Annotated in this window: 20 protein-coding genes; 11 read left to right on the forward strand and 9 right to left on the reverse strand. The window is 67.0% G+C overall.

The window, feature by feature from the left end; genetic code table 11:
* Positions 1-188: 188 nt before the first annotated feature.
* The 4 genes from AC1ROX_RS30095 to AC1ROX_RS30110 are packed head-to-tail and all read right to left on the reverse strand — an operon-like array spanning position 189 to position 2,685.
* The gene (locus AC1ROX_RS30095; protein WP_493132356.1) at positions 189-980 is read right to left on the reverse strand and encodes an enoyl-CoA hydratase-related protein; all 792 of its coding nucleotides are present in this window, start codon (positions 978-980) and stop codon (positions 189-191) included.
* 4 nt (positions 981-984) lie between these two features.
* Positions 985-1,353 (reverse strand): nuclear transport factor 2 family protein, encoded by a 369-nt coding sequence (locus AC1ROX_RS30100; RefSeq protein WP_493132360.1) that lies wholly within the window; start codon positions 1,351-1,353, stop codon positions 985-987.
* 15 nt (positions 1,354-1,368) lie between these two features.
* Entirely contained in the window at positions 1,369-1,731 is a 363-nt protein-coding gene (locus tag AC1ROX_RS30105) for a hypothetical protein (RefSeq protein WP_493132362.1), read from the reverse strand.
* Positions 1,732-1,779: 48 nt separating this feature from the next.
* Entirely contained in the window at positions 1,780-2,685 is a 906-nt protein-coding gene (locus tag AC1ROX_RS30110; RefSeq protein ID WP_493132364.1) for a LysR family transcriptional regulator, read from the reverse strand.
* A 103-nt stretch (positions 2,686-2,788) separates the two neighbouring features.
* On the opposite strand from AC1ROX_RS30110, the gene AC1ROX_RS30115 reads away from it, so the two are divergent.
* Both AC1ROX_RS30115 and AC1ROX_RS30120 read left to right on the forward strand, forming a co-directional pair.
* Positions 2,789-2,920 carry a hypothetical protein gene (locus AC1ROX_RS30115; RefSeq protein ID WP_493132366.1) on the forward strand — a complete coding sequence of 44 codons (132 nt, stop codon included), beginning with the start codon at positions 2,789-2,791 and terminating at the stop codon, positions 2,918-2,920.
* A gap of 4 nt (positions 2,921-2,924) precedes the next feature.
* Positions 2,925-3,422, forward strand: a complete 498-nt coding sequence (locus AC1ROX_RS30120; protein ID WP_493132368.1) for a DinB family protein — start codon at positions 2,925-2,927, stop codon at positions 3,420-3,422.
* A 75-nt stretch (positions 3,423-3,497) separates the two neighbouring features.
* Here AC1ROX_RS30120 and AC1ROX_RS30125 read toward each other — a convergent pair whose 3' ends face one another.
* Positions 3,498-4,076 (reverse strand): TetR/AcrR family transcriptional regulator, encoded by a 579-nt coding sequence (locus AC1ROX_RS30125; protein WP_493132370.1) that lies wholly within the window; start codon positions 4,074-4,076, stop codon positions 3,498-3,500.
* 69 nt (positions 4,077-4,145) lie between these two features.
* Here AC1ROX_RS30125 and AC1ROX_RS30130 point away from each other — a divergent pair, with 69 nt between their 5' ends.
* Positions 4,146-5,381 (forward strand): MFS transporter, encoded by a 1,236-nt coding sequence (locus tag AC1ROX_RS30130; protein WP_493132372.1) that lies wholly within the window; start codon positions 4,146-4,148, stop codon positions 5,379-5,381.
* Here AC1ROX_RS30130 and AC1ROX_RS30135 read toward each other — a convergent pair.
* The gene (locus AC1ROX_RS30135) at positions 5,368-8,553 is read right to left on the reverse strand and encodes an efflux RND transporter permease subunit (protein ID WP_493132374.1); all 3,186 of its coding nucleotides are present in this window, start codon (positions 8,551-8,553) and stop codon (positions 5,368-5,370) included. The two genes, AC1ROX_RS30130 and AC1ROX_RS30135, sit on opposite strands and share 14 nt — an antisense overlap.
* Positions 8,554-8,562: 9 nt before the next feature.
* On the reverse strand, positions 8,563-9,708 hold the full coding sequence (locus AC1ROX_RS30140) for an efflux RND transporter periplasmic adaptor subunit (protein WP_493132376.1): 1,146 nt from the start codon (positions 9,706-9,708) through the stop codon (positions 8,563-8,565).
* A gap of 331 nt (positions 9,709-10,039) precedes the next feature.
* Here AC1ROX_RS30140 and AC1ROX_RS30145 point away from each other — a divergent pair, with 331 nt between their 5' ends.
* The 7 genes from AC1ROX_RS30145 to purT all read left to right on the forward strand — a co-directional run bounded on the left by AC1ROX_RS30145 (position 10,040) and on the right by purT (position 20,060).
* The gene (locus tag AC1ROX_RS30145) at positions 10,040-11,068 is read left to right on the forward strand and encodes an amino acid ABC transporter substrate-binding protein (RefSeq protein WP_493132378.1); all 1,029 of its coding nucleotides are present in this window, start codon (positions 10,040-10,042) and stop codon (positions 11,066-11,068) included.
* A 158-nt stretch (positions 11,069-11,226) separates the two neighbouring features.
* Complete coding sequence (locus AC1ROX_RS30150; protein WP_493132380.1) at positions 11,227-12,117, forward strand: MurR/RpiR family transcriptional regulator; 891 nt, start codon at positions 11,227-11,229, stop codon at positions 12,115-12,117.
* A complete protein-coding gene (locus AC1ROX_RS30155; RefSeq protein ID WP_493132382.1) occupies positions 12,114-13,436 on the forward strand; it encodes an aspartate aminotransferase family protein in 1,323 nt (440 codons plus the stop codon). The genes AC1ROX_RS30150 and AC1ROX_RS30155 overlap by 4 nt, the downstream gene beginning before the upstream one ends.
* A gap of 109 nt (positions 13,437-13,545) precedes the next feature.
* Positions 13,546-14,487 carry a diacylglycerol/lipid kinase family protein gene (locus tag AC1ROX_RS30160; protein ID WP_493132384.1) on the forward strand — a complete coding sequence of 314 codons (942 nt, stop codon included), beginning with the start codon at positions 13,546-13,548 and terminating at the stop codon, positions 14,485-14,487.
* The gene (locus tag AC1ROX_RS30165) at positions 14,488-15,696 is read left to right on the forward strand and encodes an efflux RND transporter periplasmic adaptor subunit (protein WP_493132386.1); all 1,209 of its coding nucleotides are present in this window, start codon (positions 14,488-14,490) and stop codon (positions 15,694-15,696) included.
* Complete coding sequence (locus AC1ROX_RS30170; protein WP_493132388.1) at positions 15,693-18,833, forward strand: efflux RND transporter permease subunit; 3,141 nt, start codon at positions 15,693-15,695, stop codon at positions 18,831-18,833. Before AC1ROX_RS30165 ends, AC1ROX_RS30170 begins: the two co-directional genes overlap by 4 nt.
* 36 nt (positions 18,834-18,869) lie before the next feature.
* A complete protein-coding gene (gene purT / locus AC1ROX_RS30175) occupies positions 18,870-20,060 on the forward strand; it encodes a formate-dependent phosphoribosylglycinamide formyltransferase (protein WP_493132390.1) in 1,191 nt (396 codons plus the stop codon).
* Positions 20,061-20,176: 116 nt separating this feature from the next.
* On the opposite strand, the gene purH is transcribed toward purT, so the two are convergent.
* On the reverse strand, positions 20,177-21,790 hold the full coding sequence (gene purH / locus AC1ROX_RS30180; RefSeq protein WP_493132392.1) for a bifunctional phosphoribosylaminoimidazolecarboxamide formyltransferase/IMP cyclohydrolase: 1,614 nt from the start codon (positions 21,788-21,790) through the stop codon (positions 20,177-20,179).
* 183 nt (positions 21,791-21,973) lie between these two features.
* On the opposite strand from purH, the gene AC1ROX_RS30185 reads away from it, so the two are divergent.
* Positions 21,974-22,270: a DUF718 domain-containing protein gene (locus tag AC1ROX_RS30185; protein WP_493132394.1), complete on the forward strand. Its 297-nt coding sequence runs from the start codon at positions 21,974-21,976 to the stop codon at positions 22,268-22,270.
* A 21-nt stretch (positions 22,271-22,291) separates the two neighbouring features.
* Here AC1ROX_RS30185 and AC1ROX_RS30190 read toward each other — a convergent pair whose 3' ends face one another.
* A complete protein-coding gene (locus AC1ROX_RS30190; RefSeq protein ID WP_493132396.1) occupies positions 22,292-23,536 on the reverse strand; it encodes a threonine ammonia-lyase in 1,245 nt (414 codons plus the stop codon).
* Between the last annotated feature and the right edge of the window lie 3 nt (positions 23,537-23,539).

A 23,539-nucleotide genomic window follows, 5' to 3' on the forward strand; every position in this document is an offset into this window, starting at 1 on the left:
CGGCACCCCGTGGATCTCAGCTCGCAACACTGTCGCATGACAGTTCAATCTTAATGGTTGCTGAGCGCAGCGAAGGACCTGACGGAACGACCAAAGGACTCCGTGGTTGGCGTGAGATCCTTCGCTGCGCTCAGGATGACAAGAGTTGCGCAACCGTCGTTCGCACTCTAGTCGAGACGACGGGCTTTTTAACCCGGATACCACGCAGGCTTGCGCTTCTCGCGGAAGCTGGCGAGACCCTCGGTGGCTTCGTCCTGCTGGCGGGTGCGGGCGTGTTCGTCGATCAGGTCGCGCAGTTCGCCTTCATCGATGAAGGCACGAGCGGAAGCCAGCGAGCGCAGCTTGGTTGCCGTCGTCGCGCGCGGTGCGTTCATGAGGACGGATTCGACGATCTTCTCGCCGGCCTCCGCAAGACCTCCCACCGGACAGACTTCGTGCACCAGGCCGAGACGGCGTGCCTCGTGGGCGCCGAAGCGTTCGCCGGTCAGCGCGTAGCGCCGCGTCTGGCGCAGGCCGATCGCCTGACAGAGCTGCGGCAGGATGATGCCGGCCATCAGGCCCCAGCGCGTCTCGCTGATGGAAAAGAGCGCGTCCTCCTGCGCCACGACGACGTCGCAGGCCGCCGCGATGCCGGTGCCGCCGCCGAAGCAGCCGCCCTGGATCAATGCGAGCGTCGGGACGGGACACGTGTCGAGCCGCTTCACCGCTTCGGCTGTCAGCCGACTTACTTTCTCGTTCTCGGCCGGTGATTGCTTGGCGACGCCGGTAATCCACGACAGATCGGCGCCCGCCTGGAAGTGCTTGCCGTTGCCGCGCAGCACGACGATGCGGAGATTACTCTCACTGCCCAGCGAATCCATCGCATCGTGCAGGCCCTGGATGAGATCGCCGTTATAGGCGTTGTTCACCTTGGGACGGTTCAGCGTGACGGTGGCCACGCCGCGGCGGTCGATCTCCCAGAGCACGGTATCGTTCGACATCGGATCACTCGGCCTTCAGGTAGCTGTCCTTGAGCGCGATCTTGCCGTCCTTCACCTCGTAGAGGTCGATGCCGTAACGGTCGAACGGCTTGCCGGCATGATCGATGCCGGTGACGCGGAAGGTGCCGAACAGCTTGTCGCCGGAGCGATGGATGCGCGCTTCGGAATAGCGCGCTTCGCGATGCGCCGTGCTCTTGTCGGCGAAGTGCGCGCGCAGCGCCTCCTTGCCCTTGAGCACGCGGCCGGCCGGCGAGCCGCCGGCACCGAGGCGCCATTCGAAGTCGTCGGTCACGCAGGCCGCGATCTCGTCGACATCGGCCTTGTTGAAGGCCTTGCCGAAGCGGCGGAACAGGTCGTCGATGGCGTCAGCCATGGGATCTTCCTTGGGTTATTTGAGCAATGAGCCGAAGCAGAGCTTGATGTCGTGCTTCACACCGGCATTCGTGACGGCCGAGAGATCGTGCCGCGCGGTCTTGCAGTTCGAGGCCATGACCTCGATCTCGCGCGCCGGCACGTCGCCGCGATAGCGCAGGATGCGGGTGTCGGACGCGCCGCTGGGATGGATCGTGAGAATGAGGGCCGGTGCGCCTTCGGGGGAGGTCTTCTCGTCGGGCGAGAATTCGAGGGTCGAGATATTGGCTTCGTGGCCTGCGCCACGCAGCTCGTCGACGGCCTGGTCGAGTTCGGGCCGGATGACGTCGCGGCACTTGACCCAGAAAGCCTGCACGAAAAGGTCGGTCTCGGTGTCCATGTTTCCTCCCCCTGATTTGTTGGGCGGAGCCTAGCATCTTCCCCGCGGTTAAATCTCCCAGGGTGGCGGCGAGAATTTCTCGAGGATGAAGTCGATGAAGGCCGTCACCTTGGGCGCGAGATGGCGGCGGTGCGGATAGACGGCATGGATCGGGATCGGCTGCTCGGCGCGGAATTCCTCCAGCAGCGAGACCAGCTCGCCGTTCTTGATGGCCGTGGCAACCGTGAGGCGGGTCAGGCGCACGATGCCCAGCCCCTGCAGCGCCAGCCGCATCTGCGCCTCGCCCTCGGTGACGGCAACCCTGCCGCCGACCTCGATCTCGCGGATCTCGCCGTCGATGCGGAAGGGCCAGCGGTTCAAGTAGCTGCGGTCGCGCGAGACGATGCAGTTGTGGCGCGTCAGATCCTCGGGGCGCTGCAGGGCGCGGCGGTTCTTGAGATAGGAAGGTGAGGCGCAGACCAGTCGCACGTCCTCGCCGATCTTGCGCGCCATGAAGCTGGTGTCGGCCAGGCGGCCGATGCGGATCGCGATGTCGACACCTTCCTCGATCATGTCGACCACCCGGTCGGTCGGCATCAGCTCGAGCTGCAGCAGCGGATAGCGTTCGAGGAACTCGGCGATCACCGGCGCGAGCTGGTGGGTCGAGAAGGCCAGCGACGTCGTGACCTTCAGCAGCCCGTGCGGCGTGCCGCTCTGGCCGCTGATCTGGTTCTCCAGCGTCTCGATCTCGCCCACGATGCGCCGCGCCGTGGCGTAGAAGGCCTCGCCCTCCTCGGTGAGGTTGATCGCCCGCGTCGTGCGCTGGAGCAGGCGGACGCCCAGCCGGGTTTCCAGCCGGGTCACCAGCTTGCTGACCGCCGACGGCGTGAGGCCGAGACTGGGTGCGGCGGCGGAAAAGCCTTTGGAATCAACGACCCGGACGAAGGCCGCCATTTCGCCTGCGTGATCGATCATTGCGCAATTGATGAATTGTATTCAGGAGTGTTCGTCATACACTCCGTATTAACCGCCGAGAAGAACGGAATTAGGTTCCTTTCAACCCTTGGAGGTCTTTGCCATGTTCACGACGCCCTATCCCACCATCGCCGAACGTCGGGCCCTCGAAGCCCGCGCCCATCGCCTGCGGGGCGCCGTCGTGGCCGGTCTCATTCGCGACTTCACCCGCTGGGTTTCCGCCGCTTCCCGCTAAGGCGATGAGCGGGATCTGGGCGCAATACGCCCGCTACAACCGGCTGGCCAACGAGACGCTGTACGCGGCCTGCGCCGGGCTTTCCGGCGCGGAGTATCGTCGCGATCTCGGTGCCTTCTTCGGCGGCGTGCACGGCACGTTGAACCACCTGCTGCTGGGCGACCGGATCTGGATGGCGCGGTTCGAAGGCGGCTCGCACGTCTCGACTGGGCTCGGTGCGGTCCAGTTCGAGAAGTTCGAGGCATTGCGCGTCGAGCGCGAGCGTCTCGACCGGCACATGGAGCAGTTCTTCGCGAACCTGCCCGACGGCTTCGAGCAGGGCAGCGTGCGCTACGTCAACAATTCGGGCTTCGATACCGAGGATCCCTGGTCGGTGATCCTGCCGCATTTCTTCAATCACCAGACGCACCATAGGGCGCAGGTCCACACGCTGCTCTCGCAACTCGGCTACAAGCCGCCGGTGCTCGACCTGCACCGGGTGTTGCGGCCGGATCCAAGCTAAAGCCCTCTCATTGGAGCGCGCCACTCCAGTGGCGCTTCGGAATCATGAGCGCCACTCCAGTGGCGTGCTCCAATGCTATCGCTTCGTTTTAGGGGAAGCAGCCACACCCGCCGCTTTCAACAACACCGTCGCTGCCTCCCGTGCCGCCGCCGCGACCTTGGGATCGCCGCGCACGATGGCGGCGGCGATGGCGCCGTCGATCAGGAGCTGGAGCTGCATCGACAGCGGCTCGGCGTCCTTGATTCCGAGCTGTTCCAGAAGACCCTGAAACCACGTCCGCCGCTGCTCCTTGAAGGCCAGCGCGATCTTGTTGGCGGCGTGGGCGGGCTCCTTCAGCTCGGATACCGCGTTCACGAAGGGACAGCCGCGGAACACGCCGGTCGCGATCGTGCGTTCCAGCCGGTCGAACGCGCCCAGGATCTGCTCCAGCGGGGGCCGGTCGGAGGGCAGCGCCGGTTTCAACCGTCGCGACAGGTAGGCGACGATCAAATCGTCCTTCGACGGGAAGTGGTTGTAAAGCGTGCGCTTGCTGATGCCGATCTCGGCCGCGATCGTGTCGACGCCGACGGCGCGGATTCCCTGGCCGTAGAACAGCCGGTCCGCCGTCTCGAGGATGCGCTCCTGCATTGCTGCCCTGACGTCCGCTCTCGCCATGGTGCCTTGACCCTGTTTCTGCGCCGACCTTAAAGTACACAGGTCTGTGTAACAAGGCGGAGGCGCGTCGTGACCATCCTAAAGGAATTGCGGCCGGTGATGCCGATCCTGATCGGTGCCTCGGTCATGTTGAGCCTCGGCATGGGTGTGCGCCAGAGCTTCGGCCTGGTGATGCAGCCGTTGACGCGCGACATCGCGCTTACCGTCTCCGACTTCGCGCTGGCCATGTCGGTCCAGAACCTGGCCTGGGGCTTCCTGCAGCCGGTCGCCGGTGCGCTGGCGGTACGCCTGGGATTCCGGCCGATCATGGTTTCAGGCGCGGCCCTCTATGTGGCGGGGCTCGCTCTCTTTGCGATGGCGGACGGCATGACCGGCGTGATGCTGGGCGGCGGCGTGCTGATCGGCATGGCACTGGCCTGCACCGCCTCGGCCATCTCGCTGGCGGTCGGTGCCCGCTCGGTGCCGGCGAAGCTGCGCAGCTTCGCCCTGGGTGCGATCACGGCGACGGGCTCGCTGGGCGCGCTGCTCTCGGCCCCGCTTGGTCAGATGCTCACGACCGACTTCAGCTGGCGCGCCGGCCTGCTGGGCTTCCTGGTGCTGACCGTCTTCATGCTGCCGGCGGCCTGGCTCGCCGGCCGGGTCGACCGGCTGACACCGCCTGCGCCGGCGACGGGCGACATCAGCGCCACCTCGCCGCGCCTGGCGCTCCGGGCCGCGCTGCGCAATCCCTCGTTCCTGGTGATGACGGCTGCCTACTTCGTCTGCGGCATGCAGCTCCTGTTCATCACCACGCACCTGCCGTCCTATCTCGCGATCTGCGGCATGGATCCGTCACTCAGCGCCGGCGCGCTGGGCGCGATCGCGCTGTTCAACGTGTTCGGCAGCCTCTTTTTCGGCTGGGCCGGCGGGCACTGGTCCAAGCTCGGCCTGCTGGGCGGCATCTACATCTCCCGCTCGATCGTGCTCGCCTGCTACTTCGTGATGCCGCCGACGCCGGCCAGCACAATCGTCTTCGCCTCGGCCATGGGCTTCCTGTGGCTGGGTGTCGGCCCGCTGGTCGCGGGCTCGGTGGTCGAGATGTTCGGCCTGCGCTGGCAGGCGATGATCCAAGGCGTTGCCTTCATGAGCCACCAGGTCGGCAGCTTCGTCGGCGCCCTGGGCGGCGGCCTGCTGTTCGACGCGCTGGGCTCCTACGATCTCGCCTGGCGCCTCGGTGTCGCGATGGGGCTCACCGCCGGCATCGTGCAGGTGGCGTTCGCGCTGCTGCGTCCGTCACCTGCTACGCCGAGACCTATTCCGGCTTGAACTCGTGCTTGATCTCCTGCTTGCGCCACTTGAAGCGCAGCTCGGCCAGGCCGACGCTCAGCACGTAGAAGACCGGCGTGAAGATCAGGCCGAAGATCGTGACGCCGATCATGCCTGAGAACACCGCGGTGCCCAGCGACTGGCGCATCTCCGCGCCGGCGCCGGTGCTGATGACCAGCGGCACCACGCCCAGGATGAAGGCCAGCGAGGTCATCAGAATGGGCCGCAGGCGCGTCTTGGAGGCGGAGACCGCGGCGTCGAAGCGACTCATGCCCGCCTCGTGCGCCTGCTTGGCGAACTCCACGATCAGGATGGCGTTCTTGGCCGCGAGACCCACCAGCACGACGAGGCCGATCTCGACCAGGACGTTGCGGTCGAGGCCGCGGATGTTCACGCCGATCATGGCCGCGAGGATACACATCGGCACAATCAGGATGACGGCAAGCGGCAGCAGCCAGCTCTCGTAGAGCGCCGCCAGCAGCAGGAAGACGAACAGCACGGCGAGGCCAAAGGCCAGGATCGCGGTGTTGCCGGCCAGCTTCTCCTGCAGCGCGATCTCGGTCCATTCGAAGCCGAAGCCCGACGGCAGCACCTTCTCCGCCAGCCCTTCCATGGTGGCGATGCCCTGACCCGACGAGTAGCCGCGCTGCAGGGCGACCTGCACTTCGGCCGCCGGATAGAGATTGTAGCGCGCCACGCGATAGGGGCCGGTGATGTCCTCGAAGGTCGCGACGGCGCCGATCGGGACCATCTCGCCGCTCACGCTGCGCGTCTTCAGGTTCTCGACGTCGCGCAGGGTGAGGCGATAGGGGTCGTCGGCCTGCACGGTCACGCGATAGGTGCGGCCGAGGATGTTGAAGTCGTTGACGTAGGCAGAGCCCATATAGGCCGACAGCGTCTCGAACACGCGCGCGATCGGCACGCCGAGCTGCTCGGCCTTGGTCCGGTCGATGTCGGCGTAGATCTGCGGTGTGCGCGTGTTGTAGAGCGTGAAGGCCTGGGTGAGGCCCGGCGACTGTCCGGCCGCGCCCGCAAGGGCCCAGGTGGCGCCTTCGAGGGCCGTCAGCCCGCGCGAGGCGCGGTCCTGGACGTAGCCCTTGAGACCGCCGCCGGTGCCGATGCCCGGCACGGAGGGCGGCTCGAGGACGAACACGAAGGCCTCGCGCAGCGCGAACATCTGCCCGCGCAGGTCGGCCAGGATCATATCCTTGCTGATGCCCGGCCGTTCCTTGAACGGCTTCAGGGTGACGAAGATCACGCCCGTGTTGGGCGCGTTGGTGAAGGTGGCACCATCGAAGCCGACGAACGACACGGCATTCGCGACACCGGGACGCGACATGATGATCTCGCTCGCTCTGCGGACCAGGGCGTCCGACCGCTCGAGCGTCGAGCCGGCGGGAAGCTGCATGGCCGCGATCAGGTAGGAGCGGTCGAGCTGCGGCACCAGGCCGGTCGGAGTCGAGGCGAGACGGTTCTGCGTGAGCGCCACCAGGCCGGCGTAGATCACCAGCATGATGAAGCCCATGCGGATCAGCCGCGCCGTCATGCGGCCGTAGAAGTTCGACAGCGCCTCGAAGCCGCGGTTGAAGTGACGGAAGAACCAGTTGATCGGCCACGCGAGGCGGTCCATCAGGCCGGGCTTCGGCTTGTCGACATGCGACAAAGCATGCGTCTTCAGCAGCAGCGCCGCCATCGCGGGCGAGAGCGTCAGCGACACGAAGGCCGAGATGGCCGTCGAGGCGGCGATGGTGATGGCGAACTGCTTGTAGAAGGTGCCCTGCAGGCCGGTGATGAAGGCGGTCGGCAGGAACACCGCGATCAGCACCAGCGAGATCGCGATCAGCGCACCGCCGACCTCGTCCATCGTCTTGTGCGCGGCCTCCTTGGGCGACATGCCCTGCGTCAGGTATCGCTCGACGTTCTCGACCACGACGATGGCGTCGTCGACCACGATGCCGATCGCCAGCACCAGGCCAAACAGCGACAGCGTGTTGAACGAGATGCCGACCGCGGCCATGACCGCGAACGACCCGATCAGCGAGACCGGGATGGCGAGGATCGGGATGATCGCCGCCCGCCAGGTCTGCAGGAACAGGATCACGACGACGACGACGAGCAGCACGGCTTCGAACAGCGTCGTGATGACGGCGTCGACCGAGGCCTGGATGAAGGTCGTGGGATTGTAGACGATCGTGTAGTCGAGGCCGGTCGGGAAGTTCTTCTTGAGCCGCTCCATCTCGGCGATGATCGCGTCCGAGGTGGCCAGTGCGTTGGAGCCGGGCCGCTGGAAGATACCGAGCGCGGTGGCCGTCTTGTTGTCGAGGTAGGCGTTCAGCGTGTAGTCCTGCGCGCCCAGCTCGACGCGGGCGATGTCGCGCAGGCGCGTCACCGAACCGTCCGGCTCGGCGCGGATCACGATGTTCTCGAACTGGTCGGGCGAGCTCAGCCGTCCCAGCGTGCGCACCGACAGGGTGAACCCGCCCGGCGACACCGCCGGGGCCTGGTTGACCGCACCGGCGGCGACCTGGAGGTTGGCCGCCCGCAGCGCCAGCACGACCTCGCCGGCCGTGAGGTTGCGCGCGGCGACCCGCGCCGGGTCGAGCCAGATGCGCATCGAGTAGTCGCGGCCGCCGAACACCAGAACGTTGCCGACGCCGTCGACGCGGGTCAGCACGTCCTTCACGTAGAGCGTGGCGTAGTTGGAGATGTACTGCTGGTCGCGGCTGCCGTCCGGCGAGACCATGTGCACGACCATCATCAGGTCGGGCGAGGCCTTGCGGACGACGATGCCGAGACGCTGCACGTCCTCGGGCAGGCGCGGCTGGGCGACAGCGACACGGTTCTGCACCAGCACCTGCGCCTGGTCGATGTTCACGCCGGGCTTGAACACGACGTTGATCGACAGGCGACCGTCACCGGTCGACTGCGACTCGATGTAGAGCATGTCGTCGACGCCGTTGACTTCGAGCTCGATCGGCGTCGCGACCGTCTCGGCGATCACTTCGGCGGACGCGCCGGGATAGGTCGCGGTGATGTTGACGGTCGGCGGCGCGATCTCGGGATATTCGGCCACGGGAAGCCCGCGCTGGGCGATGAAGCCCACGATCACGATGATGACCGAGAGGACCGACGCGAAGATCGGCCGGTCGATGAAGAAATGGGAAAAACGCATGGTTGGCTCTTACTTGGCCTTGGCGACGATCTCGCCCTTCTGCGGCACGACCTTGGCGCCCGGTCGGACAAAGGGGTTGGCGAGGCCGTCGAGCACCACCTTGTCGGTGGGCGCAAGGCCGGAGCGGATCACGCGCAGCCCGTCGACCAGCGTGCCGAGGGTCACGGGCTTGGCCTGCACCACGCCGTCGTCACCGACGACGAAGACGATCTTACGCGCCTGGTCGGAGATGATGGCCGAGTCGGGAATCAGCAGCGCGTCGTACTCGCCGCCGAACAGCTGCAGGCGGCCGAAGATGCCGGGCGTCAGCAGCTGGTCCTTGTTCTCCACCAGGGCGCGTACGCGGATCGTGCCCGAGCGCGCGGTCATCGCATTGTCGACGAAGTCGACCTTGCCGGTGCGCTTCCAGTCGGTCTCGTCGGACAGCCGGATGCGGACCGGATTGGCGCCGTCGCGCGAGGAAGCGAGCGCCCCCGACAGGATCAGGCGGCTGTAGCGGATATGGTCGGCTTCCGAGATGTCGAAGACGAAGCGGATGGGATCGAGCGTCACGATCGTGGCGAGCAGGGTGGCGCCGGTCTGGCCGCCCGCGATCAAATTGCCGGCATCGACCTTGCGGTCCGAGATGCGGCCGGCGATCGGCGCCGTCACGTCCGTCCATTCGAGATTGAGCTGGGCGTTGCGCAGCGCGGCCTCGGCCGACTTGAGCTGGGCGCGGGCGACGGCGAGCGTCGACTTGCGCGAATCGTGCTCGGCCTCGGTGATGGTGCGCGAGGCGATCAGGGACGCGCCGCGATTGACCTGCAGCTCCGCCAGCTCGACCTGGGCCTTGTTGCGCGCGACGTCGGCCTCGGCCACGTCGACGGCGATCTCGTAGGGCCGCTTGTCGATGGTGAAGAGCGGATCGCCGACTTTGACGATCTGGCCGTCGCGGAAGTTGATCTTGTCGATGAAGCCCGAGACGCGCGCGCGGACCTCGACGGAGGCGACGGCTTCGAAGCGTCCGGAATACTCGTCCCACTGGGTGACGCGCTTGGCGATGGGCTCGGAAACGCCGACCGGCATGGCCGGCGGTCCGCCCTGGGCGAAGGAGGCAGCGGGAAGAGCCCAAAGGAAAAGGCTGGCAACGGCCAGGAGGCGGCGACGGACGGACAATTGGAACTCCCCCGCGAACATTTTGCGTCGCGAAGTGGACATGTGGTTGCAGTGCAATGCGGTGTCAATTCCTGCCGAAGTAACTGATGCGCGTGAGAGAAACCGTTTCGTGCCTGCTGGCAATGCAAGCCGCCAAGCGTCTGTCCGCATCGTGTCATCCGAGCGCAGCGAGGGATCCTTGTGTTCGGCGACATTAAGCATCCCTCGCTGCGCTCGGGATGACACGGCTTTGTGAACTGAAACAAATGGATCAAGTTGATCCTCTGAGATTCATTCGTTGCAGGTTGAAGTGCCCCCGAGATAGTCTCGGACATCTTATCTGGGGGATCACATGTTCAAGCGACTTCTCGCTGCCGGCGCCGCGTTCGGTGCCTTTGCCTTTGCGGCCGCCAGCGTCTCGGCGCAGACGCCGTCGACGCTCGAAACCGTGAAAAAGCGCGACCAGGTCATCTGCGGCGTCAATGTCGGCCTCGGCGGCTTCTCGCTGCCCAACAGCCAGGGCAAGTGGACCGGCCTCGACATCGACATGTGCAACGCCGTGGCCGCCGCCGTGCTGGGCGACGCGACCAAGGCCAGGTACGTGCCGCTCTCCGCGCAGCAGCGCTTCCTCGCCTTGCAGTCGGGCGAGATCGACATCCTGGTTCGCAACTCGACGATCACCCTGGAGCGCGATGCCGGCCTCGGCATCCAGTATGCCGGCATCAACTTCTATGACGGCCAGGGCTTCATGGTGCCGAAGAAGCTGAATGTGAAGGGCCTGGCCGAGCTGGCCGGCGCCACGATCTGCGTCGCCCAGGGCACGACCCACGAGTTCAACATGGCGAGCTGGTTCCGCGGCCGGAACCTGCAGATCAAGGCGGTCGTGTTCGAGAGCCAGGACGTCATGTACGAGGCGTTCTTCGCCGGCCGTTGCGATGCCATGACCCAGGATTCCTCCGCGCTCGCCTCGGCGCTGGCGACCCGCGGCAAGCAGGCCGACTACATGGTCCTGCCCGAGCTGATCTCGAAGGAGCCGCTGGGACCCTTCGTACGCCGCGGCGACGATGTCTGGCTGGCCGTCGTGCGCTGGTCGTTCATGGCGATGATCGAGGCCGAGGAGCGCGGCATCACCAAGGCCAATGTCGACGAGCTGCTGAAGTCGACCGACGCGCTGGTGAAGCGCTTCCTGGGCGTCACGCCGGGCAACGGCAAGGCGCTGCAGATCGACGAGAAGTGGGCCTACAACATCGTGAAGCAGGTCGGTAACTACGGCGAGAGCTACGAGCGCAATGTCGGCATGGACAGCCCGCTCAAGCTGCCGCGCGGCCTCAACGGCCTGTGGACCAAGGGCGGCCTGATGTACCCGGTCCCGCTGCGCTAACGGGCAGCAAGGTTGACGTCTGATATGACCCCTCCGCCCCTCCGGGGCACCTCCCCATTTGAATGGGGAGGAAGGGAGACTCATCGCCTCCCCATTCAAATGGGGAGGTGTCGGCGTCTCGCGGCTTGTAACCAAGCCGCTGACCCGACGGAGGGGTCATGACCGGCGGACCACTCTCCGCGTCGATCGTCGAGACCTACGAGCTGTTGCCGCCGCAGCTCAAGACCGCGGCGCGCTACATGCTCGACCGGCCCGACGATGTCGCCCTGCTCTCCATGCGGGAGCAGGCGCGGCGCGCGGGCGTGCCGGCCGCAACCATGACGCGGCTGGCCAAGCGCCTGGGTCTCGACGGCTACGACGAGGTCCGCGCGCTCTATGCCGGGGCGGTGCGCGCCGGCACGCTGGGTTTCGCCGGCAAGGCCGAGGTCCAGGTCGAGGTGCAGAGCCTGCATGGCGAGCGAGCGCTCGCCGCCGACATGGCATTGTCGCTGTCGCGCCAGATCGCGCGGCTGGCCGAGCCCGAATCGCTCGAACGCCTGGCCAGCGCCGCCAATCACCTTCATGCCGCGCGCCGCGTCTATTGCCTGGGCCTGCGCTCCTGCCACGCGGCGGCCTGGCACTTCCACTACATGCTGTCCCTGCTGGGCGACAAAACCGTGATGCTCGACGATGCCGGCGGCACCGGCCTCGATGCGATCCGCGATGCCGGGCCCGACGATGTGCTGCTGGCCGCCAGCGTCGAGCCCTATGCCCGCGCCACCATCGAGGCGGCGCGCTATGCCGCTGCCGGCGGCGTGCCGGTGGTCGCGCTGACCGACAGCCAGGTCTCGCCGCTCGCGTCGCTCTCCGTCGCCACCATCCTCGTGGCAACCGAGAGTCCCTCCTTCTTTCACACGATGACGCCGCTGCTGGCGGTCGCCGAAATCCTCGCCGCCCTGGTGGCGGGCAATGGCGGACAGACCGCGCTGGCGGCACTCGAACGCACCGAGGCGCAGCTCTCGGCCTTCGGCGTCCATCTCACCCGACGCACATTCCCGGAAAGACCATGACCCACATCCTGCATCGCCAGATCGGCGGAACCCTTCCCGTGGCCGCGGGCGGCTCGGGCATCGAGATCGTCGACAGCACCGGCAAGCGCTATCTCGATGCCTCGGGCGGTGCGGCCGTTTCCTGCCTTGGACATGGCCATCCCGCCGTGACGGCGGCGCTGCACGAGCAGCTCGACAAGCTGGCCTACGCGCACACCGGCTTCTTCACGACCGACGTCGCCGAGAAGCTGGGCGACCGGCTGATCGAGGATGCACCGAAAGGCTTGAGCCACGTCTATCTGGTGAGCGGCGGCTCCGAGGCGATCGAGGCCTCGCTCAAGATGGCGCGGCAATACTTCACCGAGCGCGGCGAGACCGGACGCCGCCACGTCATCGCGCGGCGGCAGAGCTATCACGGCAACACGTTGGGGGCGCTGGCGGCCGGCGGCAATGCCTGGCGGCGTGCGCCTTTCTCGCCGCTGCTGATCGAGACGCATCACATCGATCCCTGCTTCGCCTATCGCTTCCAGCAGCCGGGCGAATCCGACGAGGCCTACGGATTGCGCGCGGCGAACCTGCTGGAGGAGAAGATCCTCGAACTGGGCGCCGGCACGGTGCTGGCCTTCGTTGCCGAGACGGTGGTCGGCGCGACCTCGGGCGCGGTGCCGCCGGCGCCGGGCTACTTCAAGCGCATCCGCGAGATCTGCGACCGCCATGGCGTGCTGCTGATCCTCGACGAGGTGATGTGCGGCATGGGCCGCACCGGCACCTTGCATGCCTGCGAGCAGGAAGGCATCGCGCCCGACCTGATGACCATCGCCAAGGGCCTGGGCGGCGGCTACGAGCCGATCGGCGCGGTGCTTTTGGGCAAGCACATCTACGAGACCTTCGCCAAGGGCAGCGGCTTCTTCCAGCACGGCCACACCTATATGGGCCATCCGATGGCCTGCGCCGCGGGCCTTGCCGTGCAGGAGACGATCCGGCGCGACAATCTGTTGGCCAACGTGAAGACGATGGGCGCGCTGCTGCAGCGGCGGCTGGGCGAGCGCTTCGGCAATCACCCGCATGTCGGCGACATTCGCGGCCGCGGCCTCTTCCAGGCGGTCGAGCTGGTCGAGGACCGCTCGACCAAGGAGCCGTTCGATCCGGCGCGCAAGCTTCATGCGAAGGTGAAGAAGGCGGCGATGGCGCGCGGGCTGATGGTCTATCCGATGGGCGGCACGATCGACGGCCAGCGCGGCGACCATGTCCTGCTGGCCCCGCCGTTCATCGTCACCGAGGAACAGATCGGCGACATTGTCGACAGGCTGGGCAGCGCCATCGACGACGCGCTGGCGTAATGGAGCGCGCCACTCCAGTGGCGCAATCATGATCATGAGCGCCACTTAAGCGCGGAGGTTACTCCGCGCGCAGTGGCGCGCTCCAAGGAGGGACCTTACTCTCCCCCTCATGAAGACGGCGGTGATCGTGAACCGCATGGCGCACAAGGGAGGCGCCGGGAAGCGCTGGCCCACGATCAGGGCCGAGCTGGAGAAACGCCTTGGGCCGGTCGAGCCGCTGTTCACGCAGGCGCCGGGTCATGCGACGGCCCTCGCGCGTGTCGCGCTTGCTGAGGGCGTACGCCGATTCGTGGCCGTTGGCGGCGACGGGACCGTCAATGAGACGCTGAACGGGCTGCTCGATTCCTCAGGCAAGCTGCTGGCACCGGACATCGTGCTGTGTCCGATCCCCGCCGGGACCGCCAACGAACTCTGCCGCGCGCTCGGCCATCTCGCCGATCCGTCGCTGGCCTACGATTCTGTCGCCTCGTCACACCGCAAGGCAGTCGATCTCCTGCGCGTGCGATGCGCGACTTTCGATGACCGCATCGTGGAACGTTTCGGCTATCTGATCGTTTCACTCGGGGTCGCTGCGTCCGTCAGCCATCGCACGTCGAGATCGCGCTGGGCCAAGAAGCTCGGCGAGATCGCCTATGTGTTGATGGCGCCCGCCGTCATCCTGGGCTTTCGCCCTCGCGAGGTCGCAATCACCGTTGACGGTGTCGAGAGGGGGAAGAGGCCTTTGTTCACGGCGATGATCGCGAATACGGAAAATGGTGGCGGTGGTCTGCGCATCGCGCCCGGCGCGCGCTTCGACGACGGCGGGCTCGATCTCATCGAAGTCGGAGACGCATGGCGGCTCGACGTTCTTTTCCGCGTCATGCCGAAGCTCTACAGCGGATCGCATGTCCATCATCCGAAGGTCCGCATGACGCGCGGCACGTCCTTCCGTTTCGCGGCGGACGTCGAAACCCTCGTCGATCTCGATGGCGAGACGATCGGCCGGCTCCCGCTCGAAATTTCGGTTCTGCCGCGCGGCTTCTTCGTCGGCGCCGTCGACGGGACGAATTAGATGGCGGCCAAGACCTCTCCCGTCCGCATCACCCTCATCGCGCTCGTCCTCGTCGCGGTGGCGGCCGGTGCCGGTTACTGGTTCGCCTTTCGCACGCCCAAGGCGCCGCCAGCGGCCGCGACGCCGCCGCCCGCCGAAGTCGGCGTCGCCACGCTCGTCTCGGCCGACGTGCCATTGCCGTTGCTCTATGCCGGCAGGGTCATCGGCTTTCGCATCGTCGAAATCCGCTCGCAGGTCGGTGGCTTCCTGCAGAAGCGCGAGTTCACCGACGGCGAGGCGGTGAAGGCGGGCGACGTGCTCTTCCGCATCGATCCGCGCGGCTACGAGGCCGCATTGGCGCGCGCCAAGGCGCAGATGGCGCAGGCCCAGGCGACGGTCACGCAGGCGGCCGAGAATTTCACCCGCGTGGAGGGCCTCGCGGCGCGCCAGGTCTCGACGCAGAAGGCGCTGGAGGATGCGACGGCCGCCCGCGAGCAATCCGCGGCGGCGCTGGCCTCGGCCAAGGCCGACGTCCAGACCGCCGAGCTCAATCTCGAATACACCGTGATCAGGGCACCCATCGCGGGCCGCACCAGCATCGAGGCCTCGCCGCCCGAGGGCACGCTCGTCCAGCCGCAGCAGACCATACTGACGCGGATCACCCAGCTCGATCCGGCCTATGTCTATTTCACCACCACCGACAGCGAGCTGCGCGAACTCACGGAGATCAACCGCAAGCGTGACAAGCCTCTGAAGGAAGAGGACGTCACGGTGAAGCTGCGTTTCGGCAACGGCGACGTCTATCCCTACGACGGCAAGGTCGACATCAGCTCCAGCATCGTCGATCCGCGCACCGGCACGGTGCAGATCCGCGCGGTCTTCCCCAACGTCAACAACGGTCTGCTGCCCGGCCAGTTCGTGCGTGTCGAGATCATCGGCGTCACCATGCCGAACGCGGTGCTGGTCCCGAAGGCGGCGATCGTGCAGGGGCCGCAGGGCGCGGCCGTCTGGGTGCTCGATGCCAACGACGTGGCGCAGGCCCGTCCCATCCAGCTCGACCGCGAGGTCGAGAAAGGCTGGATCGTGAAGAGCGGGCTCAAGGCCGGCGAACGGGTCGTCACCGACGGCGTCATCCGCGTGCGGCCCGGCGCCAAGGTGAAGCCGGTCGCGGCACCGCCGGCACCCGCCGCTCCGGCGGCAGCGCCCGCCGGGGGCGGGACCAAACCGTGATCTCCAAGTTCTTCATCGACAGGCCGGTCTTCGCCAGCGTCCTGTCGATCGTCATCGTGCTCGCCGGCCTCGTCGCCATGCGCGCGCTGCCGATCTCGCAATATCCGCAGATCGTGCCGCCCGACGTGGTCGTGTCGGCCACCTATCCCGGCGCCACGGCCGAGACCATCGCCTCCACGGTGGCGGCGCCGCTCGAGCAGCAGATCAACGGCGTCGAACGCATGATCTACATGCGCTCGACCTCGACCGGCTCGGGCACGATGAGTCTCACGATCAGCTTCGAGATCGGCACCAATCCCGACCAGAACGCCATCAACGTGAACAATCGCGTGCAGCGCGCGCTGCCGCTCTTGCCGGCCGAGGTGGCGCGACAGGGCGTCGTGGTGCAGAAGCGCTCGACGTCGATCCTGATGGTGATGACCATGTCGTCGCCCGACCGGCGTTACGACACGGTGTTCATCAGCAACTACGCGCTGGTGAACGTGATCGACGAATTGCGCCGCCTGCCCGGTGTCGGCGATGCGGCGCTGTTCGGCGCCTCGGACTATTCGATGCGCATCTGGCTGCGGCCCGACAAGCTCGCGCAATACGGTCTGACGCCGGGCGATGTCGCGCAGGTGGTGCGCGAGCAGAACTCGCAGTTCGCCGCCGGCCGCTTCGGCGAGGAGCCGATGAAGAACCCGCAGGTCTTCACCTATTCGGTGACGACGCCGGCGCGGCTGGTCGATCCCACCCAGTTCGAGAACATCATCATCCGCTCCGACGAGATCGGCGGCGCGCTGCGGCTGAAGGACGTGGCGCGGGTCGAGCTGGGCGCGCTGACCTACGGCTTCTCGGCGATCTTCAACGGCGCCCCCGCCGTGCCGATCGGCGTCTACCTGCAGCCCGGTGCCAACGCGCTGGAGGTTGCCAAATCGGTCAACGAAACGATGCAGCGCATCTCCAAGCGCTTCCCGGAGGGGCTGCGCTACGACGTGCCGTTCAACACCACGCGCTTCGTCGAAGTGTCGATCGAGGAGGTGGTCATCACCTTCATCGAGGCGATCATCCTCGTGGTGCTGGTCGTCTTCCTCTTCCTGCAGAGCGTGCGCGCGATGATCATCCCGGTCATCGCCATCCCGGTGTCCATCATCGGCACCTTCGCCGGCATGTACCTGCTCGGCTTCTCGATCAACCTGCTGACGCTGTTCGGGCTGGTGCTGGCCATCGGCATCGTGGTCGACGACGCGATCGTGGTGCTGGAGAACGTCGAGCGCATCATGTCGACCGAGGGCAAGAGCCCGCGCGAGGCGGCGGTCCAGGCCATGCAGGAGGTGACCGGCCCGGTCATCGCCATCGTGCTGGTCCTCTGCGCGGTGTTCATCCCGGTCTCCTTCCTGGGCGGCCTGGCGGGCGAGCTCTACCGGCAGTTCGCGGTGACGATCGCGGTCTCGGTGGTGATCTCGGGTATCGTGGCTCTGACGCTCACGCCCGCGCTGGCGGCGCTGATCCTGAAGCCGGGTCACGAGAAGCCCGGGCGGTTCTTCGCCGGGTTCAACAAGGGCTTCGACTGGGTGACCGAGCGCTACACCGGCGGCGTGTCGTTCCTGCTGAAGAGCACCGTGCTCGGCCTGGCGGGGCTCGCCGTCATCATCGGCGGCACCGTCTTCCTGTTCCAGAAGGTGCCGGGCGGCCTCGTGCCCAACGAGGATCAGGGCTACGTCTTCCTGGTGACGGCGCTGCCGCCCGCCGCCTCGCTGACCCGCACGCGCGAGGTCACGGCCAAAGCCAGCGAAGAGCTGGGCAAGAACCCGGCAGTCGCCAATGTCGTCACCTTCTCGGGCTTCGACCTGCTGTCGGGCGCGCAGAAGACCAATTCGGGCATTTCGTTCGTCACCTTGAAGGACTGGGCCGAGCGCAAGGAGCCCGCGCAGGATGCCCGCAACCTCGCGCCGGCGCTGGCCGGGCTGAACGCCAACTTCCGCGACGGCGTGGTGATCGGCTTCAACCCGCCGCCCATCCAGGGCATGAGCACGACTGGCGGCTTCGAGTTCTATCTGCAGGACCGGTCCGGCGGCTCGCTGGCGAGCCTCGCGGAAGCCGCCAACAAGGTCGTGGCGGCGGCCGCCAAGCATCCCGAGCTGGCCGGCGTCTCCACCACCTTCTCCACCAGCGTGCCGCAGTACCGGATCGACGTTGATCGCGACAAGGCCAAGGCGCTCGGCATCCCGATCAACTCGATCTTCGACACGATGCAGAGTTCGTTCGGCAGCCTCTACGTCAACGACTTCACTTTGTTCGGCCGCACCTACCGCGTCAGCCTGTCGTCTGAATCCGACTTCCGCGAGAAGCCGGACGATCTGCGCCAGGTCTTCGTGAAGTCCGACAAGAACGTGATGGTGCCGCTCAACGAGCTGGTGACGGTGTCGCGCATCGTCGGCCCCGACACGGTCGACCGCTTCAACATCTTCCCCGCCGCCAAGATTCTGGGCGGGCCGGCGCCGGGCTATTCCTCGGGCCAGGCGATCGCGGCCATGCAGCAGGTCGTGGCCGAAACCCTGCCCAGCGACTACACGATCGGCTGGACCGGCTCGGCCTACCAGGAACTGGCCACGCAAGGTACGGGCGGGCTGGGCTTCGCCTTCGGCATCGTCATGGTGTTCCTGATCCTGGCGGCGCAGTACGAGCGCTGGTCGCTGCCGCTCGCCGTCATCACCGCCGTGCCCTTCGCGGTGTTCGGCGCGCTGCTGGCGGTGTGGATCCGCGGCCTCGAGAACGACGTCTATTTCCAGATCGGCCTGATCACGCTGATCGGCCTCGCCGCCAAGAACGCCATCCTGATCGTCGAGTTCGCCTCGCAGCGCTACCAGCAGGGCCTCTCGGCCTACGACGCGGCGATGGAGGCGGCCAAGCTGCGCTTCCGGCCGATCGTGATGACCTCGCTCGCCTTCATCCTGGGCGTGCTGCCGCTCGCCATCAGCAGCGGCGCCGGCTCGGCCAGCCGCCATTCGATCGGCACCGGCGTGATCGGCGGCATGCTGGCCGCGACCTTCATCGCCATCCTGTTCGTGCCGCTCTTCTTCCGGCTACTGACCCGCGGCCGCAAGGCGGAGGTGAAGCCGGATGGGGAAAACCCGGTGCCGCCGGCCGCGCACTAGCGGGCGAATCATCCGGCGGCCTGCTATCATCGCCGGATGAAGATCAAGAAATTCGGCACGCCCCTCAAGCGCTCCGCCGTGAAGCTGATGATGCTGGGCTCGGGCGAGCTCGGCAAAGAAGTTGTCATTGAAGCCATGCGCTTCGGCATCGAGGTCATCGCCTGCGACCGTTACGCCGATGCGCCGGCCATGCTGGTCGCCAACAGCGCCTATGTGTTCGACATGCGCGACGGCGGGGCGATGCGCCATGTCGTCGAGACGGTGCAGCCCGACTTCATCGTGCCGGAGATCGAGGCCATCGCCACCGACACGCTGGTCGAGCTGGAGAAGGAGGGCTGGACCGTCATCCCGACGGCGCGCGCCGCCCAGCTCACCATGGATCGCCGCGGCATCCGCAAGCTGGCCGCCGAGAAGCTCAAGCTGCCGACGTCACCGTATCGTTTTGCCGCCAGCCTCGAGGAGCTGCAGGCGGGCGCCGAGGCGGTGGGCTTTCCCTGCTTCATCAAGCCCACCATGTCGTCCTCCGGCCACGGCCAGAGCGTCGCGCGCAAGCCGGCCGACGTGGCGAAGAGCTGGAAGACCGCGATGGAGGGCACGCGCGCCAGCACCGGGCTGGTGATCGTCGAGGGCGCCATCGACTTCGACTACGAGATCACCCTGCTCACCGTGCGCCACGAGGGCGGCTTCGGCTTCTGCGAGCCGATCGGTCACATCCAGGTCGACGGCGACTATCGCGAGAGCTGGCAGCCGCACGCCATGTCGAAGCCGGCGCTGCGCAAGGCGCGCGACATCGCGAAGAAGGTCGTGAACGAGCTGTGCGGCGCGAAAGGCCGCGGCCTGTTCGGCGTCGAGATGTTCGTGAAGGGCGACAAGGTCTGGTTCTCCGAACTGTCGCCGCGCCCGCACGATACCGGCATGGTGACCATGGTCTCGCAGAACATGAGCGAGATGGAGCTGCACGTGCGCGCCATCCTCGGCCTGCCGATCCCCGAGATCACCTGCCAGGCGGGTGCCTCGGTGCCCGTCCTCGGCGACGGCAATATCAGCGACCCGACCTATACCGGTGTTGCGAAGGCGCTGGCCGCACCGGGAACGTCGGTGCGCATCTTCGGTAAGCCCGAAGTGAAGGGCCACCGCCGCATGGCCGTCGCGCTGGCCACCGGCCGCACGGTGAAGGACGCCCGCCGCAAGGCGCTGGCGTCCGCGAAGCAGATCAAGGTCGGTTAATCATTGGAGCGCGCCCCACTTTTGTCATCCTGAGCGCAGCGAAGGATCTCACGCCAGCCACGGAGTCCTCTGGTCGCTCCGTCAGGTCCTTCGCTGTGCTCAGGACGACAGTTTGCTCAGTGCCGGAAGTGCCGCATCCCGGTGAACACCATCGCGAGGCCCTTCTCGTCGGCGGCGTCGATCACTTCCTTGTCGCGCATCGAGCCGCCGGGCTGGATGATCGCGGTCGCACCGGCTTCAGCCGCGGCAAGAAGCCCGTCGGCGAAGGGGAAGAAGGCGTCCGAGGCGACGACGCTGCCGACCGCCGGGCTCACCTTGAGGCCCGCGGCCTCGCCCGATTCGGCGGCGCGGATGGCGGCGATGCGGGAGCTGTCGCGGCGGTTCATCTGTCCCGCGCCGACGCCCACCGTGGCGCCGTCCTTGGCATAGACGATGGCGTTCGACTTCACGTGCTTGGCAACGGTGAAGGCGAACAGCAGGTCGTCGAGTTCCTTGGCCGTCGGTGAGCGCTTGGTCACGACCTTGAGGTCGGCCTTCGTGAGATGGCCGTTGTCGCGCGTCTGGAAGAGATAACCGCCGGCCACGCTCTTCAGGGTCATGCCGGCGGTCGTCGGATCGGGCAGGGTGCCGGCCAGCAGCACGCGCACGTTCTTCTTGGTCGCGAGGATCGCCAGCGCCTCGGGAGTCGCGTCGGGCGCGATCACCACTTCGAGGAACAGCTTCACGAGTTCCACCGCGACCTTGGCCTCGAGCGTGCGGTTCACCGCGACGATGCCGCCGAAGATCGAGACGGGATCGCAGGCATAGGCCTTCTGGTAAGCGGTGAACTGGTCGGGATCGACCGCGACGCCGCAGGGATTGGCGTGCTTCACGACGACGATGGCGGATTCGGCGAACTCGGCCACGCACTCATAGGCCGATTCGGTATCGCCGATATTGTTGTAGGACAGCTCCTTGCCCTGGATCATGCGCGCCGTGGCGACGCCCGGCCGCTTGCTGCCGTCGCTGTAGAAGGCCGCCTTCTGGTGCGGGTTCTCGCCGTAGCGCAGCGTCTGCACCCTCTCGGCCGAGAGGGTCAGCCGCTCGGGGAAGGTCTCACCTTCCTGCGCGGCGAACCAGTTGGCGATCGCCGAGTCGTAGGACGCGGTGCGGGCATAGGCCTTGGCCGCGAGCTTGCGGCGCAGCGCCAGGGTCGTGGCGCCCTTGTGGGCGTCGAGCTCCTGCAGCACCGAGGCGTAGTCCTTGGGGTCGACCACGATGGTCACGAAGTCGTGGTTCTTGGCCGAGGCGCGGATCAGCGCCGGCCCGCCGATGTCGATGTTCTCGACGCAGGTCGGGAAGTCGGCGCCGCGCGCGACGGTCGCCTCGAACGGGTAGAGGTTCACCACGACGAGATCGATGCCCGCGATCCTGTGGTCGCTCATCGCCTTCTGGTGCCCGGCGTCGGTGCGGCGGGCGAGAATGCCGCCGTGGATCGAGGGCTGCAGCGTCTTTACGCGCCCGTCCATGATCTCGGGGAAGCCGGTATGATCGCTGACCTCGACGACCTTCAGCCCGGCATCGCGCAGCGACTTGGCCGACCCGCCGGTCGAGAGGATTTCCACCCCATGCGCCGCCAGCGCCTTGCCCAGCTCGACCAGGCCCTCCTTGTCGGAAACGGAGATCAGCGCGCGCTGGACGCGGGCCATATCGGGCGTGGGCGAGGGGACGTATTGGGTCGAGGCGGACATGGCCGGTCTTTTAGGGCGCGCGGGCGAAGGCCGCTACGTCCCGCCCTGTGTCATTTGGGCCTTTTTTGCCAGGTTGCGGAGGCGGCGGCCCGGTCTGAAGTCCTAGGCCGGTAGGTGCCGGGCATATTGCGTGGGCGCATGGAGGGTGCTTATCGTTCCGCTAGACGAGGGGAGGGAAAGCCAATGTCTGCATTCAACGCAGTACGCTTCCGCGTGAAGCTTGGTGGCGACCAGGCGTTTCTGGACGCCCACAAGGGCATTGCCCAATCATGGTCAGGTCTGGTGCATGCAAACATCGTCAAGACCGGCGACCGCTCCTACTGCCTGATTGCCGAGTGGCCGGACATGGAGACGTGCATCGCCGCGCGGCCCGCCATGATCGCAACGCTCAATTCCTTCCGCGATACGCTCGAAGACCTCGGGAACGGTCTCGGGGTCACGGATGCCGTGGCGGGCACGGTCGTCTCGGCGCTGAAATAGCTCGGCACGCTGCCAGCGGATTTAGGCGTCCGCGCCCTCCAGGACGCGGACCTTGAAGCCCTCGGTCTGCAGCGCCGCGACCAGCTCGCGGGCATGGTCGCGGTCGCGGGTTTCGACGGTGACATCCAGCTCGGTGGACTTGGCGACGACACTGCCGAAAAGCCGCTGGTGCTGCACTTCCACGATGTTGCCGCCGGCACCGCCGATCAGGCCGGCCACGCGGGCGAGCTGGCCCGGCAGGTCGCCGATCATCAGGCGCAGTCGCACGATGCGGCCGTCGCGGACCAGGCCGCGCAGCAGGACGGAAGCCAGCAGGCGGGTGTCGATGTTGCCGCCGCACAGGACCAGCCCGACCTTGCGGCCCGTGAAGACGTCGGGATGGGCCAGCAGGGCCGCGAGGCCCGCCGCGCCGGCGCCCTCGGCCACGGTCTTCTCGACCTCGAGGAACAGCGCGATGGCGCGTTCGATCGCCACCTCGTCGACCGACAGCACCTGGTCGACCAGCGCCCGCGCGATGGCGAGCGGGGTATGGCCGATGTCGCGCACGGCGATGCCCTCGGCGATCGTGTCGCCGCCCACCGTCACCGCCTCGCCGGCCAGGAGCTGGCGCATGGCCGAGTAGCCGGCCGATTCGACGCCGATCATCTTCACATCGGGCTTGAGGCCGCGCGCCGCGACGGCGCAGCCGGCCAGCATGCCGCCGCCGCCCACCGGCACGACCAGGGTGTCGAGTTCGAGCACGTCCTCGATCATCTCCAGCGCGATCGTGCCCTGGCCCGCGATGATGCGCGGATCGTCGTAGGGATGGACGAAGACCAGCTTCTCCGCGTCGGCCAGGCGATGGGCTTCGGCCGCGGCCTCCGACAGCGTGTCGCCCTTCAGCACGACCCGCGCGCCATGGTCGCGCGTGTGCTTCACCTTGTTGTTGGGCGTGAAGGACGGCATCACGATGGTCGCGGGAATGCCGAGCCGGCCCGCGTGATAGGCGACGCCCTGCGCATGGTTGCCGGCCGACATGGCGATGACGCCGCGGCGGCGCTCCTCGTCGGTGAGCTGCAGCAGCGTGTTCAACGCGCCGCGCTCCTTGAAGGAGGCGGTGAACTGCAGGTTCTCGAACTTCACCCAGATATCGGCCTTGGCGATGCGCGACAGCGTCTCGCTGCGCAGGCAGGGCGTATGGACGACGGCGCCCTTGATGCGCGCCGCGGCGGCGCGGACGTCGGCCAAAGAAACAGGAAGAGAGACGGGAAGGGTAGCGGTGCTCATGTT

This window comes from Reyranella sp. GW821-FHT14A01 (genome assembly GCF_058803965.1).

What these genes read in the sequence shown, in the direction of transcription:
- AC1ROX_RS30095 (WP_493132356.1), bottom strand. Translation starts at nt 980, where the DNA reads ATGTCGAACGATACCGTGCTCTGGGAGATCGACCGCCGCGGCGTGGCC.
- AC1ROX_RS30100 (WP_493132360.1), bottom strand. Translation starts at nt 1,353, where the DNA reads ATGGCTGACGCCATCGACGACCTGTTCCGCCGCTTCGGCAAGGCCTTC.
- AC1ROX_RS30105 (WP_493132362.1), bottom strand. Translation starts at nt 1,731, where the DNA reads ATGGACACCGAGACCGACCTTTTCGTGCAGGCTTTCTGGGTCAAGTGC.
- AC1ROX_RS30110 (WP_493132364.1), bottom strand. Translation starts at nt 2,685, where the DNA reads ATGATCGATCACGCAGGCGAAATGGCGGCCTTCGTCCGGGTCGTTGAT.
- AC1ROX_RS30115 (WP_493132366.1), top strand. Translation starts at nt 2,789, where the DNA reads ATGTTCACGACGCCCTATCCCACCATCGCCGAACGTCGGGCCCTCGAA.
- AC1ROX_RS30120 (WP_493132368.1), top strand. Translation starts at nt 2,925, where the DNA reads ATGAGCGGGATCTGGGCGCAATACGCCCGCTACAACCGGCTGGCCAAC.
- AC1ROX_RS30125 (WP_493132370.1), bottom strand. Translation starts at nt 4,076, where the DNA reads ATGGCGAGAGCGGACGTCAGGGCAGCAATGCAGGAGCGCATCCTCGAG.
- AC1ROX_RS30135 (WP_493132374.1), bottom strand. Translation starts at nt 8,553, where the DNA reads ATGCGTTTTTCCCATTTCTTCATCGACCGGCCGATCTTCGCGTCGGTC.
- AC1ROX_RS30145 (WP_493132378.1), top strand. Translation starts at nt 10,040, where the DNA reads ATGTTCAAGCGACTTCTCGCTGCCGGCGCCGCGTTCGGTGCCTTTGCC.
- AC1ROX_RS30150 (WP_493132380.1), top strand. Translation starts at nt 11,227, where the DNA reads ATGACCGGCGGACCACTCTCCGCGTCGATCGTCGAGACCTACGAGCTG.
- AC1ROX_RS30155 (WP_493132382.1), top strand. Translation starts at nt 12,114, where the DNA reads ATGACCCACATCCTGCATCGCCAGATCGGCGGAACCCTTCCCGTGGCC.
- AC1ROX_RS30160 (WP_493132384.1), top strand. Translation starts at nt 13,546, where the DNA reads ATGAAGACGGCGGTGATCGTGAACCGCATGGCGCACAAGGGAGGCGCC.
- AC1ROX_RS30165 (WP_493132386.1), top strand. Translation starts at nt 14,488, where the DNA reads ATGGCGGCCAAGACCTCTCCCGTCCGCATCACCCTCATCGCGCTCGTC.
- purT (WP_493132390.1), top strand. Translation starts at nt 18,870, where the DNA reads ATGAAGATCAAGAAATTCGGCACGCCCCTCAAGCGCTCCGCCGTGAAG.
- purH (WP_493132392.1), bottom strand. Translation starts at nt 21,790, where the DNA reads ATGTCCGCCTCGACCCAATACGTCCCCTCGCCCACGCCCGATATGGCC.
- AC1ROX_RS30185 (WP_493132394.1), top strand. Translation starts at nt 21,974, where the DNA reads ATGTCTGCATTCAACGCAGTACGCTTCCGCGTGAAGCTTGGTGGCGAC.
- AC1ROX_RS30190 (WP_493132396.1), bottom strand. Translation starts at nt 23,536, where the DNA reads ATGAGCACCGCTACCCTTCCCGTCTCTCTTCCTGTTTCTTTGGCCGAC.